Here is a 20,776-nt window from a genome sequence, read left to right on the forward strand (position 1 = left end):
AGCGAAAGACGAGGCTCGAACTCGCGACAACCAGCTTGGAAGGCTGGAGCTCTACCAACTGAGCTACTTTCGCATTACTGGGTGCAAAGATAATTAATAAAAACAGTTATTTGCAAATTTTTTTTGAAAAATAAATTCACTTTAATCATTCCGTTTTACAACCAATTTAAAATTAAATTGTTATGCATTTATTTTTTTTTACTCCTTATGAAAAATATCAGAAAAATTACCGATTTATAGATCTATTGCGTTAGACATGCTGTCCTCTGTAAAGCAAAATCACTATCAACTCGATTAAGAAATCAGTTTCGATTCTTTTGTATGATCAATAGAAGGATGATAAATATACAAACACGATTTGTCTTTAATTGTGAAAATAATTTCGCTTGCTAATTCAACAGGAACTGCTGGACAACCTTGACTTCTTCCCAATCTTTTATTCCCTTTTATAAAAGAATCCGAAACATAATTGGCTCCATGTACAACCACTGCTCTTTGCCTCGCTCGATCATTTATTCCTTTTTCTAAACCGTCTAACTTTAGAGAAAGACCATGTTTACCTCTATAAATCTCCCCTGTAGCGTAGAATCCCAAACTACTTTGAAAAGACTGTGCCGAATTAGAAAAACGAGTTGCAAATTCTTCCCCCGTATTTCTTCCATGTGCCACCAAAGATTGAAACAACACTTCATTTGTTTTTAAATCAATAACCCAAAGACGCTTACTATTAGAAGACAAACTAAAATCTACCAAAGTTAATATGTCTTTCTTGATCAATCCTTTTTCCTTCAACAAATAAAACCCTTTTAAAGCTTCGGCAAAACTTTCTTGCTTAGGCAACTCAAACTCATTGGCATCAAGTGATTGATAAACCATTTCTACATTCACGTCTAAATTAGATTTTACAACCGAGGCACTGTTTTTATTTGCATTAACTTCAGGAGCATTTATTTCCATTTCATTAGACCCGAACGAAAACAACATAAAAACAGAAGAGAGAAATAACTTATAAATCATTGTTTGACAATTAGTTAGACATTTGTTTAACGAGCGCAAATGTACATAAAAAAAAATCCTACCAAACACAAACTGCTTTTTATCGATTAAATTTAACAGTTAATCGGCAATGCAAAAAAAACAACCTATTCCATTAACTCACAATAGATTACACATCAACCCATTAAATACTCAAGTTTTTCATGAATTTATATCGTCACATTCTATGCAAAAAAAAGAAAATCATCTCAAGTACAATATAGTACAGAAATGATTACAATTAATAGAAATCCGACTAACAAAACACCATTAAATGCAAACTTTTATATAAAATCAACCCAATTACTGTAACAATACCAAAAATAAACTGTCTATTACCACAAACCACTTATTCTTTTTCTAGAAAGCTGTGTGGTTTTTGCTTTATTATTTTGCTTTACCAATTAAATCATTTCATGAAAAATCTATTTTTAATATTTCTTTTGCTTCAATGTATACTCGGCTTTAGCCAAAAAAAGACTCTTCAAACTAAATTTACCACAGAAAAGATAATTTTAGATGGCAAACAAGACGAAGCCATCTGGCAGTCGGTTCCTATTGCAACCGATTTTGTAATGTTTCAACCCGATAACGGGAAACCTGTTCCAGAAAATAAAAGAACCGAAGTTCGCGTTTTATATGACAACGAAGCGCTATATATCAGTGCGCTACTATATGACAACGAACCCGATAAGATTTTAAGGGAAATTAATAAAAGAGATGAATTTGGTACTGCCGATTTTTTTGGTGTTTTTGTCAATGGTTACAATGACGGCCAGCAAAACTTTCAATTTTTTGTAAACGCTGCAGACGGCCAGGCTGATTGTTTGGCAACAGACTCTAATGGTGAAGACTATTCGTGGGATGCCGTTTGGGAAAGCAAAGCCATTATTACCTCTTTTGGCTGGGCTGTAGAAATGCGAATTCCTTATGCTGCTTTGCGTTTTCCGAGTGAAAAGAAACAAACTTGGGGGGGTCAACTTTTTCAGGGAAATAAGAAGAGATCGAGCAAAATATTCATGGAATTTTATTGATTCCAAAATTGGGACATTTACGCAACAAAATGGAGCTATTGAGGGTATTGAAAATCTAAAAACCCCAACAAGGCTTTTCCTTTTACCGTATGCTTCTTTTTATACGTATGCCAATGCGGATCAAAAAACGTATGGTGAATTAAAAGGAGGTTTAGACATTAAATACGGAATAAACGATGCTTTTACACTAGACGCCATGCTAATTCCTGATTTCGGTCAAACCAAATACGATGATCGAATTTTAAACCTAACCCCCTTTGAACAGAAGTTCAATGAAAACAGAAGTTTTTTTACCGAAGGAACCGATTTGTTCAGCAAAGGAAATCTTTTCTATTCCAGAAGAATTGGAGGGGCACCTTCCTATTATCCAGAAACAGATGCTAACGAAGAAATAATCGAAAACCCAGCCAGTACGGATCTTTATAATGCCACAAAAATTTCGGGAAGAACAAAAGGCGGTTTAGGAATTGGCTATCTTAATGCGGTAACTAAAAAAACATACGCCACCATTAAAAATACCGACACTCAAGAAACAACTGCTGTTTTGGTTGAACCATTAACCAATTATAACATCATTGTTTTTGACCAACGATTCCACAAAAACTCGTCCCTTTCATTTATTAATACAAATGTTACTCGAAATGGTTCTTTTAGAGACGGAAATGTTTCTGCTTTAGTTTGGGATTTAAACACTGCCAAAAACACTTATAATCTAGCTGGAAATTTTGAATACAGTTATGTAAATGACATAGAAGATAAAAAAGACGGAATTAATACTACTTTGGATTTTTCTGAAACAAGTGGCAAATTTCGGTATAGCATAGCTGCAGATATGGTCACAAAAGATTTTGACAACAATGATTTAGGTATAAATTTCGAAACCAACTATTATAGTATGTATGGAAACACTAGTTATCGAATACTTAATCCAACCAAAATTTTCAACTCTTTCAATACCAACATTAATGGATTCACCCGTTTTCAGAAAGAAACTGGAAAAGTCCAAGGCAACCAGATTAATCTAAATGTAAACTCAACTACCAAAAAGAACCATTATATTGGTTTTGGGCTACAATACCGCCCAATGGAAAATTATAATTATTACGAGCCCAGAGTTGAAGGAAGATATAGTATAGATCCTACAAGATTTGGAGGTTGGTTTAGCGCCTCTTCAAATTACAATAATAAATTTGCATTTGATATCAATCCTTATTTCGCCGTTTTAAACGAACCTGGCAGAAATTCTGTAGGTATCGATTTTGGCCCAAGATATCGTTTTAATGACCACTTAGCCCTAAATTATAATTTTAGTTTTTTTGAACAAAACAACAACAAAGGATATGTAGACAGAAGCTCTGAAAACAAAAACTTACCTCCAAATACAATCATTTATGCTAATAGAGACATTGTAACCTACACCAATACCTTAAATGGTAAATACTCTTTGAACAGCAGAATGAATTTTGACATTTCGGCTCGTTATTATTGGTCTTATACCGAAAATAAAAACTTTCTACAACTGGAAGACAACGGAAGACTTAGCGACTATAACGGGTATACCGAAAACAAAAATCAAAACCTTATTTCTTGGAATCTTGACGTTTCCTACAATTGGTGGTTTGCACCAGGCAGTCAATTGACACTTTTGTATCGAAGCAATGCTGCAAAATATGACAATTTGATCACCAAGGATTTTGGCAACAACTACACTGGCTTACTTAACAATGAAGATTTAAGTCATGTTTTATCTATAAGTGTACGCTATTTTATAGACTACAATCAAGTTAAAAATGTGTTTTACAAATCATAAACTTATGAACTATAACGATTTCATTTGATTAAGCCTTTCTATTTGAATCCATAATTATGATATTCAAAGCAGCATACATTTTTTGAAATACTTTATCTTTGTGAAAAATAAAAACCCATGAACAAAAAAGTAATTCTAATGATATTAGACGGTTGGGGGAAATCTCCTGACCCAAAAGTTTCTGCAATTGACAATGCCAATGTTCCATTTATAAATAGTCTCTATACAAAATACCCTAGCGCACAGCTTAGAACTGACGGTTTACACGTTGGCCTTCCTGAAGGACAAATGGGAAACAGCGAAGTAGGACACATGAACCTAGGAGCTGGGAGAATCGTTTACCAAGATTTAGCCAAAATAAATCTTGCCGTTGAACACAAAACTTTGGTAAAAGAACAAGTGCTTATTGATGCTTTCGAATACGCCAAACAAAACAACAAAAAAGTACATTTTCTAGGATTACTTTCTGATGGTGGAGTACACTCACACACTTCTCACTTGCGTGGATTAATTGATGCAACCCAAGATTATGGATTGCAAAATGTATTCGTACATGCTTTCACAGACGGTCGTGACGTAGATCCTAAATCAGGAAAAAAATACATTAAAGATTTAGAAGAATACATTGCAAATACGACTGTAAAATTAGCTTCTGTGGTAGGTCGTTATTATGCAATGGATCGCGACAAACGTTGGGAAAGAGTAAAACTGGCTTACGATTTATTGGTAAACGGAACAGGTACACATTCAACAAATGCCTACGAAACCATAAAAGAAAGCTACCACAACAAAGTAACTGATGAATTTATCGCCCCTATGGTTATGGTGGACGAAAACGACAAACCTCTTGCCACTATTCAAGAAGACGATGTCGTGATTTTCTTCAATTTCAGAACTGACCGTGGACGTGAATTGACCGAAGCGCTTTCGCAAAAGGATTTCCACGAGCAAAACATGCATAAATTAAATTTGTATTATGTGACGCTAACCAATTATGATGAAACCTACGAAAATGTAAAAGTGGTATACAACAAAGACAACATCACAGAAACACTGGGTGAAGTTTTGGAAAAAGCCAACAAAAAACAAATTCGTATTGCCGAGACAGAGAAATATCCTCACGTAACCTTCTTCTTTTCTGGTGGTCAAGAAACTCCTTTTGAAGGTGAAAGCCGAATATTGAGAAACTCTCCAAAAGTTGCTACCTACGATTTACAGCCAGAAATGAGTGCTTACGAATTAAAAGATGCTTTGGTTCCTGAATTAAACAAAGGTGAAGTTGATTTTGTATGTCTGAATTTCGCCAACGGCGATATGGTTGGACACACTGGAGTTATGAGTGCTGCCATTAAAGCCTGTGAAGCGGTTGATGCTTGCGTAAAAGAAGTTATTGAAGCGGCTCTAGCCAATGATTATACCACTATTGTAATTGCCGATCACGGTAACTGCGAAACAATGATTAATCCAGATGGTAGTCCAAACACAGCTCATACTACGAATCCTGTGCCTATTATTTTGGTAGACAAAGATTTGAAAAACATTCAAGATGGTGTTCTAGGAGATATTGCCCCTACTATTCTTGAATTGATGGGAATCGAACAACCAGCGGCAATGACTTGTCATTCGTTACTATAAATAAAAAGCGCCAATTGGCGCTTTTTTAATACAACAAACTTTAGTTGACAGTGGGTGTGAAAAATAAATTTCACTCCCACTCTTTTTTTACATTTTATGCAACAAATCAAAATACTCTTTTTCAATACTTGCCTGATGATTCGGATGGGCAATTCGAACCAATTCACTTGCACGCTGTTTCAACGTTTTTCCATATAAATCGGCTATTCCGTTCTCCGTAATTACATAATGAATATGGCCTCTTGTGGTTACTACTCCAGCACCTTGCTTCAGAAAAGGCACAATTCGACTTTGACCATTTTTGGTGATTGATGGCAATGCAATAATCGCTTTTCCACCATCACTCAAAGAAGCACCTCGGATAAAATCCATTTGTCCCCCTACCCCAGAATACATTCTTGGCCCAATGGAATCGGCGCAAACTTGCCCCGTCAAATCGACTTCAATAGCCGAATTGATGGCAATCATTTTTGGGTTTTTACGGATTCTAGCAGTATCGTTTACGGTAGAAGATTCACGCAATTCAATAAAAGGATTGTCATTTACAAAATCATACAATCGCTTTGATCCTAGTAGAAAAGTCGACAAAACTCTTCCTCTTAATGATCCTTTGTAATTACAATTAATCACGTTACTTTCAATCAAATCGATCACCCCATCCGAAAACATTTCGGTATGCAATCCTAAATCTTTATGGTTGGTCAATTTACTCAAAGCGGCGTTTGGAATGGACCCTATTCCCATTTGGAGTGTACTTCTGTCCTCAATCAATGAAGCCACATAACTCCCTATTTTGTCTTCTACTGCTGTAAAGGGTTCGACTTCATGAGAATAAATAGGCACATCAACAGCAACCAAATAATCCAACTCCGAAACATGAAGAATTCCGTCCCCAAAAGTTCTTGGCATTTGTGGATTCACTTGAGCAATAACAATTTTAGCATTCTCAATGGCGGCAACAGTGGCTTCTACAGAAACCCCTAAGGAACAATACCCGTGTATATCGGGTGGAGACACATGGATAAAAGCAACATCTAGCGGCAATACATTTTTTCTAAACAGATGAGGCAATTCACTCAAAAACACTGGAGTATAAGAACCATTCCCTGCTTTTAGGGTATGACGAACATTAGGTCCAATAAAAAAAGAATTTACATGAAAACTGTCCGCCAATTCTGGATTAGCGTAGCGTGCTTCGCCTTCGGTATGCAAATGACAAATTTCTACATTTCGCAATTCAGAAGCTCTTTCCGTTAATGCATTGGCTAGAATGGTAGGTGCTGCTGCAGCGGCTTGCAGATACACTCTATCTCCTGATTTTACCACTTTTACAGCCTCTTCAGCAGTGACATATTTTTCCATAAATGTTATATTTATAACAAATATACCCTATTCAACAAAAATAAAATATGACAAAACTCATATTCGAATTAAAAAAAGGCACAAATAAAAGTTAAAACTTCTTTTTTGAAAGTATTACTGTTATATTTGCATAAAATACTTCAATATGGATCAAATACTTTCAAACATCAAAATTCAAATCAACGATAAGCTCTATGTAAAGGACCCTGAAACTTCTACATTAGGCAAAAAAATTATTGAAGAGAGTATCATTCTCATTGACAGCATTGGTTTTGAAGATTTTACCTTTAAAAAATTAGGAGAAAAAATAGGCTCCAACGAAAGTTCTATTTACCGCTATTTTGAAAACAAGCACAAATTATTAGTATATTTATCTTCGTGGTATTGGAGTTGGATGGAATATAGATTAGTATTCGCTACATCCAATTATTCGGATTCTTGGGAGAAACTAAAAAAAGCAATTTCAATAGTGACCGAAAAAGTAGAAGATGATCAAAAAACATTACATATCAATGAATCGATTTTAAACAAAATCATTATTGCAGAATTTACCAAAACCTTTCACACCAAAGAAGTGGATCAAGAAAACAAAGAAGGGTTTTATTTTATTTACAAAAGAGTAATTAACAGAATAACTACTATTATAAATGAAGTAAATCCTGACTACGGTTTTTCAAAAAGTTTGGCTTCAAACATTGTGGAAGGTGCATTGCATCAACATTTCTTGAAAGACCACATGAAAACAATTACCGACTGCAACCAAGACATAAGTCCAACCCATTTTTATTTCGATTTAATCGAAAAAATACTTAAAAAATAGAAATATGAATTCATTAAAACGACTATTCAATCTTTTAGAATTAGACAAAAAAGATGTTTCACAAATCTTTTTCTACGCCATTTTCGCAGGAATCGTGAGTTTGTCTTTGCCATTAGGCATTCAAGCTATTGTAAACTTCATTCAATCGGGTCGAATAAGTGCTTCTTGGATTGTTTTGGTTATCCTAGTTGTTATTGGCGTAGCACTTGTCGGTATTTTGTCCTTAATGCAATTGCGAATTACAGAAAATTTGCAACAAAAAATGTTTGTACGTTCTTCATTCGAATTTGCTACTCGATTACCCAAAATAGAATTCAAAGAACTATATTGTCATTATCCACCAGAATTGGCCAATCGCTTCTTTGATACTTTAACGATACAAAAAGGAACTTCAAAATTATTAGTTGATTTTTCAGCTGCCATTTTGCAAATCGTTTTTGGTGTAGTATTATTATCATTATACCATCCTTTCTTTATTGTATTCGGTTTTTTTTTATTGGCGCTTTTATATATAGTTTTTAAATATTCGTATAATAAAGGTATTGAAACCAGCTTGAAAACCTCCAAAAACAAATACAAAACGGCGGGTTGGTTACAAGAAATTGCTCGAAATAATTTTAGTTTTAGAAACGAACTTAACTATGATTTTGCTTTAGAAAAAAACAATGGCATTATAAAGGATTATTTATACTGTCGCGAGAATCATTTTAATGTTATAAAAAAACAATTCAGTCACCTTATTATATTCAAAGTTATCATTACGGCGAGTTTGTTAATCATAGGTGGTTACTTGGTTTTGAGTCAAGAAATGAATATTGGACAATTTGTTGCAGCAGAAATCATTATTTTATTGGTAATAAGTTCTGTAGAAAAAATAATTCTTGGGCTAGAAACATTCTATGATGTATTGACAGCAGTGGAGAAGATTGGTCAAATTACCGATATGGAATTGGAAGAAGAGATTTCCAATGAAAACAAAAGTTGTTACACTAATATTAGTTTAGAAACTGACGATATGGGTTTTAAATTTCCAAAAACAAATTATGGTATTTTAAACAATATCAATCTAAAAATAAACCCAGGAGAAAAAATCATAATTGATGGAGAAAATGGTTCTGGAAAAACTACCTTGATTCGAGTACTTTCTGGTTTATTACATCCTACTTCGGGCAACTTTTTTATCAATGATGACACCTTTAGAAAAATAGATGTTAAACAATACCGTTCTAGAATAGGAAGTATTATTCAGGGTGAAACCCCATTTGAAGGTACAATTCTTGAAAATATTACTTTCAATGACAAAACAATAAGTACCGAGAATTTAAAATGGGCGTTGGATGCTGTTCAACTTACTGGCTTTATAAAAACACTACCCAAAGGTCTGGACACAAAGATTTTACCAGAAGCAAAGGAATTATCTTCTTCAAATGCTCAAAAAATATTGTTGGCTAGGAGCATTATACACAAACCCAATATTCTATTTTATGAAGAACCAACAGACAAAATGGATGTAAAAGTCGCCAATGAAATTATTGACTTTATTACTTCCGAAACAAACAAATGGACAGTAATCGTTTCTTCTCAAAACCCACATTGGGTTACTAAATGTACACGAGAAATTACAATGCAAAAAGGAACAATACTATCAGACACTAAAAAATAAGAGTATGCTAAATATATCCGACAAAAACCCGTTAAACAATCTCGCTCTTGAAAAATATTCAACAGTCAAGAATCTGAGCAACAGACCACATTACAAAATTTTGAACAGAATAATTCTTGCAGTTTCCATACTTGCGATAATAGCTCTTTTCTTGCCTTGGACTCAAAATATATCAGGTTCCGGAGCAGTTACCACATTAAAACCAAACCAAAGACCACAATCCATTCAATCTGTTATCTCTGGTCGAATTGAGAAATGGTATGTACAAGAGGGGAATTATGTAAAAAAAGGGGATACGATTCTTTTTATATCCGAGATAAAAGAAGATTATATGGACCCAAATTTGGTTAAAAATACAAAAAGCCAAGTTGATGCCAAAAAACAATCCTTAGAGTCTTATGGTTCAAAAGTGTCTACCCTTTCGATTCAGATTAGAGCTATTGAAAGAGAAAAAGGATTAAAACTCAAACAAGCCGAAAATAAAATCAAACAAGCGCGCTTGAAAATAAAAAGCGACAGCATGGATCTTGTGGCTGTAAAAACCCAATTAAAAATTGCCAATACGCAATTCAATCGCTCGTTACAATTAAACAAAGAAGGTTTAAAAGCATTGTCTGATGTAGAAGAAAAACGTTTAAAACTGCAAGAAGTAGAAGCCAAAATAATTACTCAAGAAAATAAATTCTATACCAGCAAAAATGAATTCATAAATGCCGAAGTAGAAATTAACCGAATCACCGCTGAATATGCCGAAAAAGTTTCTAAAGCGCAAAGCGATCAATACACGGCGTTGAGCAATCAATACGACACCGAAGCTCAAGTAAGCAAATTGGAAAACCAATATGCCAATTACAGTATCCGAAATGGAATGTATTATATCAAAGCCCCACAAAGTGGTTACATCAACAGAACCTTGCAATCTGGAATTGGCGAAAACATAAAAGAAGGAACGCCAATCGCAACCATTATGCCTTCCAAATATGACATTGCGGTTGAATCTTATGTAGATCCAATTGATTTACCATTAATCAAAAGAGGCGAAAAAGTGAGAGTTTGGTTTGATGGCTGGCCTACAATTGTTTTTTCTGGATGGCCTGATATGTCTTATGGAACTTTTGGTGGCGAAGTGGTCGCTATTGAAAACTTTATTAGTGATAATGGAAAATTCAGAATCCTTATTGCCCCAGACAAAAACGAAGCTCCATGGCCCAAACAATTAAGCATAGGATCCGGTGCACAAACCATTGCCTTACTGAATACTGTCCCTGTTTGGTTTGAATTTTGGAGAACACTTAACGGTTTTCCACCCAATTATTATAAAGGGAAAGAGAAACCTACAAAAGAAAAAAAATAATGAAACGCCCATGATTTATATGTCACATGGAAATGATTATCTAGGCGTTACATCCTACAAAAAAAAACAACCAGATGAAATACTTCTTTTTAATACTAACCCTATTTGGAATTAACGGTTTCAGTCAGAATCGTACATCAACCGAATTACCTGCGAATCTCAAAGAAATGAGTTACAATGAGTATTTAGGCTATGTAAAAAAGTACCATCCCTTGGTAAAAAATGCGAATTTGGAAATCAGCAAAGCGCAAGCCAATTTGATGATGGCACGAGGTGGTTTTGACCCCAAATTAGAATTGGATTTCAATAAAAAACAATTTCAAGGGACTGAGTATTATTCGATATTAAATAGCAGTTTCAAAATCCCCACTTGGTACGGAATAGACATCAAAGCAGGTTTTGACGACAATGAAGGAAAATATCTTGACCCTCAAAACAAAACACCAAGCAACGGATTGACTTCTCTAGGAATTAGCGTGCCACTAGCGCAAGGTTTATTGATTAATCAGCGAATGGGCGATTTACAAAAAGCAAAAATCCAGGTCAAATTAAGTCAGGCCGAACAAAAACTAGAAGCTATTGCTGTTTTATACGATGCTTCGATTGCTTATTTCAATTGGAAAAAAAACTATGAAGAATACATGCTTTATGAGAATTACAGCCTAAATGCACAAAAACGTTATGAGGGAATCGAATCCTTAATAAAACAAGGCGACAAACCTGCAATTGACAGTATCGAAGCTGGAATTGTGGTAAAAAACAGACTACTTGCACTTGAAGATTCAAAATTAAAATTAACAAAAGCCAAACTAGAATTATCCAATTTTCTTTGGTTAGAAAACAACATACCATTGGAACTGGCAGATGTCATTATTCCTGAAAAAAAACTAGACCAAACTATTCACGAAACGCTTAACATTAGTGATTTGGTCAATCAGGAATTCTCTTTGACAAACCATCCAAAAATTGAAGCGTTACAAAGCAAAATTGACCTATTGACCGTAGAGAAAAAAATGAAAACCAATATGCTATTGCCTAAAATTGACGTAGGCTACTCCTATTTGGCCCAGCCAAACCCTACCAAACCAAACAGTTCAGACAATTACAAAGTGGGTGTCGATTTTTATTTCCCTTTGTTTCTAAGAAAAGAACGAGGCAGTTTAAAGCTCGCACAGTACAAAATTCAAGAAACCGAATTTACCCGGGATTTAGAAAAAGTACAATTAACTAACAAAATAAGCGCTCAAAAAGTAGAAATTCAGTCGTTATCCAAACAGCAAAAATTAATCAACAAATTGGTTAATGATTATTCAACTATGCTTCAGTCTGAGGAGCGGTTGTTTACCTTAGGAGAGAGTTCGCTTTTTTTAATCAACACCAGAGAAAACAGCTTGGTTACTTCACAACTTTCTCAAATTGCCTTAGATAACCGATTTTATATTTCCAACTCGGAACTTTATAAAATCATGGCAAACCCTAATTAAATAATTTAAAATAGTTACTTTTGCAACCTTAAAAATGCAATATGATTATTCAAAAATCCCGTGAGGAAATAGAATTGATGCGTGAAAGTGCATTGATCGTATCAAAAACATTAGGAATGATAGCTTCTGAAATAAAAGAAGGAGTTACTACTTTATATCTAGACAAAAGAGCCGAAGAATTCATTCGTGATCATGGTGCAGTCCCTAGTTTTTTAGGACTTTATGGATTTCCGAATTCATTGTGTATGAGTCCAAATTCTCAAGTGGTACACGGTATTCCGAACGACAAACCTTTAGAAAGTGGCGATGTGATTTCGGTGGACTGTGGCGCTTTCAAAAACGGTTTTCACGGAGATCATGCCTATTCTTTCGAGATTGGCGAAGTTGCTCCAGAAACCAAAAAATTACTTCAAGTAACCAAAGAATCGCTATACGTTGGAATCCGTGAATTACGCATTGGAAACCGTGTAGAAGATGTTGGGAACGCCATTCAAAAATATACCGAATCCCATGGTTATGGTGTCGTTCGAGAACTTGTAGGTCACGGTTTGGGACAAAAAATGCACGAAGATCCAGAAATGCCCAATTATGGTAAAAAAGGTCGTGGAAAACTTTTTATAGAAGGAATGGTTGTCGCTATTGAACCGATGATCAATATGGGAACCAAAAACATCAAACAACACAAAGATGGTTGGACAATCACCACTGCAGACGGAAAACCATCTGCGCATTTTGAACACGATGTAGCCATTATAGACGGAAAACCAGAGATTCTATCTACGTTTGCTTATGTCTATGCAGCACTAGGAATCGTGAGCAATGAAGAAGATGAATTTAGAAAAATCCCATTAGTTCTATAATGAAAAAAGCATTTAAAAAGATTCTTAATATTGTACCACGTCCATTATTAATTCGTTTGAGTTATGTGGTAAGACCTATACTTGCATTTACTCTAAAAGGAGATACTTTCACCGATCCTATCGACGGAAAAAGCTTCAAATCGTTCTTGCCTTATGGATACGAAACACAACGTAACAATGTGCTTTCGCCAAGTACACTTTCGTTGGAGAGACACCGTTTGCTTTGGCTGTACCTAAACGAACAAACCGATTTTTTTACCGCTCCTAAGAAAGTATTGCATTTTGCTCCAGAACAAGCTTTCTATAAATTATTCCGCAAGCAAAAAAATTTAGATTATACCACAACCGATTTGTTTTCGCCTTTGGCAGATGTAAAAGCGGATATTTGTGATTTGCCTTTTGAAGACAATCAATACGACGTAATTCTTTGCAATCACGTATTGGAGCACATTCCGGATGACACCAAAGCCATGCAGGAATTGTATCGTGTTTTGAAACCGGGCGGAATGGCCATTTTACAAATTCCACAAGATTTGAATAGAGCCGTAACATTTGCCGACGACACCATTACCGACCAAAAAGAACGTGCCAAAATATTCGGGCAGTACGACCACGTACGTATTTATGGACGCGATTATTTTGATAAATTAAGAAGCATTGGCTTTACCGTTGTCGAAGAAGATTACACCAATAAAATAGCTCCAGAATTGGTAGAGAAATATTGTTTGGCAAAAGGTGAAATCATTCCTGTTTGTTTTAAATAATTATTTCACAATAAGTTAAAAACCATATAAATTCCACAAATTTACACAAATCAATAGGTGCAAATTTGTGGAATTTTTTCTTTTAAAGAATCTAACAACAATCAAATACCCTTTTACTTTTGGAAACTAAAAATTCCTTTCAATTCTGCTTCGATATTAGTTTTGATAAAAGGCTAAACACTTATATTCCGACGGCCTATATTGTAGGCCATTCTGAAGCTATAACTTATTTAGACAAGAAAGCAAGTCCTGAGGTACTTCAAAGTTTTGGCGTTATTGTTGAAAATTTAGACACAAACACAAAAAAAAAGTTATCCATTTGTGACGTACTCAAACCCGAAACCCTTTTTAAGAAATTCAGCAAAAACAGCAAATCATCCAAAAACATTGAGGATTTACTTAAAGACAGCAAACTGGAATTTGGGATTCGGCAATTCATAAAAACGAATCTAGACCAGTTTTACACTTTAGTTTCTCAAGACGATTTCCCGCTCTCGCTGAATCTGGGAAAAGAAAAAGATTTTCGCATCAGTCGAATTGCCCCTAAAAATCCAACATTGGAAACCGAGCTTCAATTTGACAAACACGAAAACGGAATTTCCTATACGCTACTTTTAAAAGACGAGACAACGACATTCCATCCTTCAAACACCGACATCACGCTTCTTTTGGACGAGCCGGGATGGTTAGTTGCCTACCATAAACTGCACCTCCTAAAAGACATCAACACTAAAAAAATCATTCCCTTTTTGAAGAAGAAAAACATTGAAATTCCTTCGAAAATGGTTTCTGAATACTTTGAAAAATTTATTAAGGATGTTGCAAAAAAAGCAGATATAAAAGCCACCGGATTTGCAGTCGAGCTAAAGGACAAAATCACTTCCTGTTCGCTCCAACTATCGCATGATTTTTTTAAAAATACGTATTCCCTTAACCTTTTATTCGACTATGACGGTTTTACTTTTGACAATAGCAAAACCAAGAAAATCCATTCCGAAATTGACACTCGCAATTTGGATGAAATCAAGGTGATTCAATATAAAAGAACAGCCGAAGAAGCATTATTTGAAAACAAATTGCTAGAACTCGGCTTTATCAAAACAGAAACCGGTTTGTTCGGGCTTTCGCCAAAAGAAGAAAAGCATGATCCTTACGCAACTATTCAATGGTCTATAGAAAACCAAGAAATCCTTGAGTCTTTAGGGTTTTCTACTGAAGGTTTAAAAATTGACAGTAAGGAAATCGATACTCACAAAGTGACTATTCAATTCTCTAATGAAATAAAAAGCGATTGGTTTGACATTAAAATGGTAGTGGTTTGTGACGCATTTGAATTTAGTTTCAGTGAAATTGTTGCAAACATAAAAAACCGAAACCGACTCTTTCTTTTGCCCAACGGCAACTACTTTTTGATTCCGATTGAATGGATGACCCTTTACGGCCCAATGGCAAAATTGGCGAAAATCCAAAACGGAAATCTTACATTCCCCAAAAGCAATTTTGCAGTTTTGGAAGGTATTCCAGAACTAAAAGATTCAGTGAATTTACAAGGAAATATCGACTATCAACCTTCGCCTTTGGTAAAAGCGACATTGAGACCTTATCAAATTGAAGGAGTCAAATGGCTTTTGGAACATTACAACAATGGCTTAGGTGCTTGCTTGGCCGACGACATGGGATTGGGAAAAACATTGCAAACCTTGACCACACTGGTTGCGGTGCAAGAACAATTGGATTTTGAAAAAGCCGAAAACGTACAACTTGATTTGTTTGGAAACGAAATTCCTGTAGCAAAAGAATACCTAAAAGCATTGCTTGTCCTGCCTTCCTCTTTGGTTTTTAATTGGTATAACGAAGCTCGAAAATTCACACCGCATTTTCGAAGAGTGCAATACATTGGCAACGACCGAAAAATAATTTCTAAAAAATTAGAAAAATACGACTTGATTTTTACCAGTTACGCTATAGTTTCGAGAGATATTTCAATTTTAGAAAAATACAATTTCAGGTATTTGATTTTAGACGAAAGTCAATACATCAAAAACAAGAATTCCAAAATATTTAAGGCTATCAATCAGATAAAAGCCGGACATAAAATATCATTAAGCGGAACTCCAATAGAAAATTCCCTCGATGATTTATGGTCACAAATGCAATTTATCAATCCGAATATATTGGGGAGCTACTCATTTTTTGCCGAAAATTATAAATTCCCGATAGAGAAAAAGCAAGACGAGATCAGTTTATTGGAATTGAAAAATCTCATCAGTCCTTTTATTTTGCGACGTACCAAAGAGCAAGTTCTAAAAGATTTACCCGAACTGTCTGAGCAGATTTTCTATTGCGAAATGGAGCCCGAACAAGAGAAGCTGTACGAGGAAGAAAAATCGAAAGCACGAAACGCATTATTAAAAACAGATGGTTCTGGAGTAGACAAAATCAACATCATCAATACGTTGATGCGCTTGAGACAATTGAGCAATCACCCCAAAATGATTGATTCAAAATCGGAAATGGATTCGGGAAAATATATTGCTGCGACCCGCTATTTAGAAACTTTGGTACAATCTAACCAAAAAACAATTGTCTTCAGTTCGTTTGTATCCAATTTAAATTTTTACAAAACCTGGTGCAAAGAAAACAAAATCGATTTTTGCGAACTTACAGGAGAAACTCCTCTGAAAGAACGGGAATTTCAAGTCAATCGTTTTCAGGAACAGGAAAAACCATTGTTGTTTTTCATCTCTTTGAAAGCGGGTGGCGTTGGACTCAACATTACCAAAGCCTCTTATGTTGTTTTCCTCGATCCTTGGTGGAATCCATTTTCGGAAAAACAAGGAATTGGTCGTGCGCATCGAATTGGACAATTAAACAAAGTAAATGTGATTCGGTTTATTACCAAAAATACCGTTGAAGAAAAAATCATTCGCTTGCAGGAAAGTAAAAAACTGTTGGCCGATTCGCTTTTGGATGAAAATTACATGAGCACTGAGATCGAGGAGAATTTGGATTTTATATTGGAGTAAAAAAACAAATCTAATTGGCCTATCAGCCCAAACACTTTTAAAACAACATAATTTTGACACAGATTTCACAGATTTACACAAATTAATCTGTGGAAATTTGTGAATTGAAAATAAGCAAATCCAAAACTAACTCATTGTCATGAGCTAAATCTGTGTCAGTTTTTCTCAAAAACATTTGCTCAGAAAGAGCAATCCAAATATGTATTAATAATTTCCGTTAATTTGTATATTTACAACTCATGAACGACAAGTGACCAATGAAATTAATTCCTTTTTTGCTATTTTCTTTATTCTGCTTAACAGCTAGCGCACAAATAGAGCATGAAGTGGCTCCACCATTCAACATCAAAACAGCTTCTTTTGTTCAGAACAATAATAATACCGTTCCGATTTTTAGATTAGGAGAGCGATTTGAATTTCAATTTGACGACTTATTTGGCAATGAAGCCGACTATTATTATGAAATCACCCATTGCGATTACAATTGGATTCCAACAGATATTCCAAAAAGCGAGTATTTGTTGGGTTTTGACAGTCAAAAAATTCAAGAATATAAAAACTCTTTTAACACCCTGCAAACCTATTCCCATTACAACCTCTCGATTCCAAATGAGTACACTCGATTGCTTCTTATTAGCGGTAATTACGTTCTTACCATTTTAAACTCGGACAAAGAAGTCGTTTTGAAAAGACATTTTATTCTATACGAAGATAGCGTAAGAGTCCCTTTAAGAATCAAAAAAGCCCGAACCGTAAACAATCTATATTCTAAACACAACTTAGCGTTTGAAATAATAGGTGACAATTTTCTTTTTCAAAATCCAACACAAAATTTAAAGGTTGTGCTACTTCAAAACGGGAAATTCAATACAGCCATAAAAAACATACCTTCACAATATGTTATCGGAAACACTTTTGTTTATAAATACGATAAAGAAACCCAATTTTGGGCAGGAAACGAATTTTCAAATTTTGATTCTAAAGACATTCGATATGCCAATAATTATATCAGCTATGTTAATTCAGACAATGATATATATAATTCGCATTTGTATACCAACAACGACCGAACCAACTTACCCTATACCAACTTGACCGATATTAACGGAAACTTTAAAGAACAAATTATAAACGGCCTAAATCCCAAAATTGAAGCCGATTATTCTTGGGTTTATTTTAGTCTTTCAGCACCTTCTTTTATGTTAAACAAAAATATTTATGTTGCTGGAATGTTTAATAATTATAGTACTTCCCCCGAATATAAAATGGATTACAATGCAAAAACAGCACTTTATGAAAAAGCCATTTTAATCAAACAAGGATTTGTGAACTACCAATACCTCGTTGTAGACAATAAAGGAATCGTTGATCAGGAAAACGGTATTGACGGAAATTTTTATCAAACCGAAAACGACTATTCCGTTTTGGTTTATTACAAAGGAAATGCAGACCGATACGAAAAAGTCATCGGCTATGGAACGGCCAATTCATTACATATAACGAATTAAAAAAACATTCAGGAAAAAATTTTTAGATTCACTATACTTTTTTTTTGTAATTTTGTCAAAATGAAGTAACTATTTATAGCTCTTTACCATGGTTTCACAAATAACACGAGGCATTAAAATATCTGTATTGACTAGTTTTGAAGGAACATACTTCAAAAACTACAAGATTCATTTTGCTTTTAGTTATGAGATTACAATAGAAAATCACAGTAAAGATTCTGTTCAATTAACTTCACGCCATTGGGAAATCTACGATTCCTTAAACGACATAGAGTTTGTTGATGGTGAAGGTGTCATAGGCAAAAAGCCAGTTTTAAAACCAGGAGAACGACACACTTATAGTTCTGGTTGTTTATTGTCTTCCCCTTACGGAGCCATGATGGGTCATTTTAATATGATCAATTTTACTTCAACAAAATCCTTCAAAGTTATCGTGCCTACCTTTAGATTGTGTGCACCATTTGCTTTAAATTAAAACCTCTTTTAGCAGCAAAAAAATCTTAGCATATAATTACAACATATTTAAATTAACCTTTGTACTTTTGCGTGTAATTATCTGATTCATAAATTATGGGTTGGTTAATTATCTAATTGTCTAATATTTAATTTAAGGAAATATGCTAAAAGGTTTTTTTAATGTACCGAAAGCGGTTAACGAACCCGTAAAAGGATACGCTCCAAACTCACCAGAAAAAGCAGCCGTTCAAGCAGCTTATACCAAAATGTGGAATTCTACAATCGATGTGCCTTTATATATTGGTAGCGAAGAAATTAGAACCGGAAACACTAAAAACATGACTGCTCCACACGACCACAAACATGTCGTAGGAACGTATCATCTTGCCGAAAAAACACATATAGAAAAAGCGATTGCAAATGCACTAGAATCTAGAACTGCATGGGCTAATATGGCATGGGAACAACGCGCCGCTATTTTCCTAAAAGCAGCCGAATTGATTGCAGGTCCATACAGAGCCCGAATTAATGCTGCAACTATGATTGCGCAATCTAAAAATATACACCAAGCCGAAATTGATGCTTCATGTGAATTGATTGACTTTTTACGTTTCAACGTAGAATTTATGACTCAAATTTACGCAGATCAACCAGCTTCTACTTCAGACATGTGGAATCGTTTAGAATATAGACCTTTAGAAGGCTTTGTATACGCGATTACACCTTTTAACTTTACTGCCATTGCAGCCAATCTTCCTGCAAGTGCCGCTATGATGGGGAATGTGGTAATCTGGAAACCAAGTGATAGTCAAGTATTTTCAGCTCAAATCATTATTGAAATATTCAAAGAAGCGGGTGTTCCTGATGGCGTTATCAACGTGGTTTTTGGAGATGCGTTAATGATTACCGATACTGTTTTGGCAAGTCGTGACTTTGCTGGAATTCACTTTACAGGTTCAACTCATGTATTCAAAGATATTTGGGCAAAAATTGGAACTAACATTCACCATTACAAAACTTACCCAAGAATTGTAGGTGAAACTGGAGGAAAAGATTTTATCATCGCTCATCCAAGTGCCAATGCAAAACAAGTAGCAACAGGAATTGTTCGTGGTGCATTTGAATTTCAAGGACAAAAATGTTCAGCGGCTTCTAGAGCTTATGTCCCTCAAAGTTTATGGCCAGCGATTAAAGAACAATTGATTACCGATACCAAATCTATGAAAATGGGTTCTCCAGAAGATTTTGGAAACTTTATTACAGCAGTTATTCACGAAGGATCTTTTGATAAATTGGCCAGTTTTATTGACCAAGCCAAAAAAGATACTGATGCCGAAATCATCGTTGGTGGAAACTACGATAAATCTGTAGGTTATTTTATTGAACCCACTATCATCGTAACCACAAACCCTCATTACACTACTATGGAAACCGAATTATTCGGACCAGTTATGACGATTTTTGTTTACGAAGACACTAAATGGTCTGAAACATTGAAATTGGTAGACTCTACATCTGAGTACGCTTTAACTGGAGCTGTTTTCAGTCAAGACCGTTATGCAATAGAAGAAGCTACAACCGCTTTACAAAATGCTGCCGGAAACTTCTACATCAATGATAAACCAACCGGAGCTGTTGTAGGAATGCAACCTTTTGGTGGCGCAAGAGCATCAGGAACTAACGATAAAGCAGGTTCTGCATTGAACTTATTGCGTTGGGCTTCTCCAAGAACCATCAAAGAAACGTTTGTTACTCCAGTAGATTACAGATATCCGTTTTTAGGAGAGTAAAGATTTAAGATTGCAGATTAACGATTTATGATTTAAACCCCACAAGATTTCAAATTATTTTGAAATCTTGTGGGGTTTAAATTTTACGGTTCGACTATCGAAATTTCTAAACCACAAACTTCGATGGTAAATACACCACTATTACAAGCTAGAACATGACCATGCCCTACATACC

Annotated in this window: 15 protein-coding genes and 1 tRNA gene; 13 read left to right on the top strand and 3 right to left on the bottom strand. The window is 34.9% G+C overall.

Annotated features, from left to right (window positions below):
• Together DB891_RS16510 and DB891_RS16515 are read right to left on the bottom strand one after the other, a co-directional pair.
• Positions 1 to 73, bottom strand: a tRNA-Gly gene (locus DB891_RS16510).
• Positions 74 to 294: 221 nt separating this feature from the next.
• Positions 295 to 1,017 (bottom strand): murein L,D-transpeptidase catalytic domain family protein, encoded by a 723-nt coding sequence (locus DB891_RS16515; RefSeq protein ID WP_116764685.1) that lies wholly within the window; start codon positions 1,015 to 1,017, stop codon positions 295 to 297.
• 434 nt (positions 1,018 to 1,451) lie between these two features.
• Here DB891_RS16515 and DB891_RS17935 point away from each other — a divergent pair, with 434 nt between their 5' ends.
• The 3 genes from DB891_RS17935 to gpmI all read left to right on the top strand — a co-directional run bounded on the left by DB891_RS17935 (position 1,452) and on the right by gpmI (position 5,514).
• Positions 1,452 to 2,069 (top strand): carbohydrate binding family 9 domain-containing protein, encoded by a 618-nt coding sequence (locus tag DB891_RS17935; RefSeq protein WP_317046014.1) that lies wholly within the window; start codon positions 1,452 to 1,454, stop codon positions 2,067 to 2,069.
• Positions 1,987 to 3,879, top strand: coding sequence for a DUF5916 domain-containing protein (locus tag DB891_RS16520; RefSeq protein WP_317046015.1), 1,893 nt, complete (start codon positions 1,987 to 1,989; stop codon positions 3,877 to 3,879). The genes DB891_RS17935 and DB891_RS16520 overlap by 83 nt, the downstream gene beginning before the upstream one ends.
• Positions 3,880 to 3,996: 117 nt before the next feature.
• Entirely contained in the window at positions 3,997 to 5,514 is a 1,518-nt protein-coding gene (gene gpmI / locus DB891_RS16525) for a 2,3-bisphosphoglycerate-independent phosphoglycerate mutase (protein ID WP_116764686.1), read from the top strand.
• Positions 5,515 to 5,601: 87 nt separating this feature from the next.
• Here gpmI and DB891_RS16530 read toward each other — a convergent pair whose 3' ends face one another.
• Positions 5,602 to 6,876 (bottom strand): acetyl-CoA hydrolase/transferase family protein, encoded by a 1,275-nt coding sequence (locus DB891_RS16530; RefSeq protein WP_116764687.1) that lies wholly within the window; start codon positions 6,874 to 6,876, stop codon positions 5,602 to 5,604.
• A gap of 145 nt (positions 6,877 to 7,021) precedes the next feature.
• Here DB891_RS16530 and DB891_RS16535 point away from each other — a divergent pair, with 145 nt between their 5' ends.
• From DB891_RS16535 to pruA, 10 genes are all read left to right on the top strand, one after another.
• Positions 7,022 to 7,696: a TetR/AcrR family transcriptional regulator gene (locus DB891_RS16535; protein ID WP_116764688.1), complete on the top strand. Its 675-nt coding sequence runs from the start codon at positions 7,022 to 7,024 to the stop codon at positions 7,694 to 7,696.
• A 4-nt stretch (positions 7,697 to 7,700) separates the two neighbouring features.
• Positions 7,701 to 9,359 carry a peptidase domain-containing ABC transporter gene (locus DB891_RS16540; RefSeq protein ID WP_116764689.1) on the top strand — a complete coding sequence of 553 codons (1,659 nt, stop codon included), beginning with the start codon at positions 7,701 to 7,703 and terminating at the stop codon, positions 9,357 to 9,359.
• Positions 9,360 to 9,363: 4 nt separating this feature from the next.
• Positions 9,364 to 10,713, top strand: a complete 1,350-nt coding sequence (locus DB891_RS16545) for an HlyD family secretion protein (RefSeq protein WP_116764690.1) — start codon at positions 9,364 to 9,366, stop codon at positions 10,711 to 10,713.
• Between the two features lie 74 nt (positions 10,714 to 10,787).
• On the top strand, positions 10,788 to 12,197 hold the full coding sequence (locus DB891_RS16550) for a TolC family protein (protein WP_116764691.1): 1,410 nt from the start codon (positions 10,788 to 10,790) through the stop codon (positions 12,195 to 12,197).
• A gap of 41 nt (positions 12,198 to 12,238) precedes the next feature.
• Complete coding sequence (map, locus tag DB891_RS16555; protein ID WP_116764692.1) at positions 12,239 to 13,057, top strand: type I methionyl aminopeptidase; 819 nt, start codon at positions 12,239 to 12,241, stop codon at positions 13,055 to 13,057.
• The gene (locus DB891_RS16560; protein WP_116764693.1) at positions 13,057 to 13,821 is read left to right on the top strand and encodes a class I SAM-dependent methyltransferase; all 765 of its coding nucleotides are present in this window, start codon (positions 13,057 to 13,059) and stop codon (positions 13,819 to 13,821) included. Before map ends, DB891_RS16560 begins: the two co-directional genes overlap by 1 nt.
• Positions 13,822 to 13,940: 119 nt before the next feature.
• Entirely contained in the window at positions 13,941 to 16,847 is a 2,907-nt protein-coding gene (locus DB891_RS16565; protein WP_116764694.1) for a DEAD/DEAH box helicase, read from the top strand.
• Between the two features lie 257 nt (positions 16,848 to 17,104).
• Positions 17,105 to 18,355, top strand: coding sequence for a type IX secretion system plug protein (locus DB891_RS16570; RefSeq protein ID WP_116764695.1), 1,251 nt, complete (start codon positions 17,105 to 17,107; stop codon positions 18,353 to 18,355).
• An 88-nt stretch (positions 18,356 to 18,443) separates the two neighbouring features.
• Positions 18,444 to 18,830: a Co2+/Mg2+ efflux protein ApaG gene (apaG, locus tag DB891_RS16575; RefSeq protein ID WP_116764696.1), complete on the top strand. Its 387-nt coding sequence runs from the start codon at positions 18,444 to 18,446 to the stop codon at positions 18,828 to 18,830.
• A gap of 142 nt (positions 18,831 to 18,972) precedes the next feature.
• A complete protein-coding gene (gene pruA, locus DB891_RS16580; protein WP_116764697.1) occupies positions 18,973 to 20,601 on the top strand; it encodes an L-glutamate gamma-semialdehyde dehydrogenase in 1,629 nt (542 codons plus the stop codon).
• The last annotated feature ends 175 nt before the right edge of the window (positions 20,602 to 20,776 follow it).

Source organism: Flavobacterium laiguense (genome assembly GCF_003097655.1).
Taxonomy (GTDB): Bacteria; Bacteroidota; Bacteroidia; order Flavobacteriales; family Flavobacteriaceae; genus Flavobacterium; species Flavobacterium laiguense.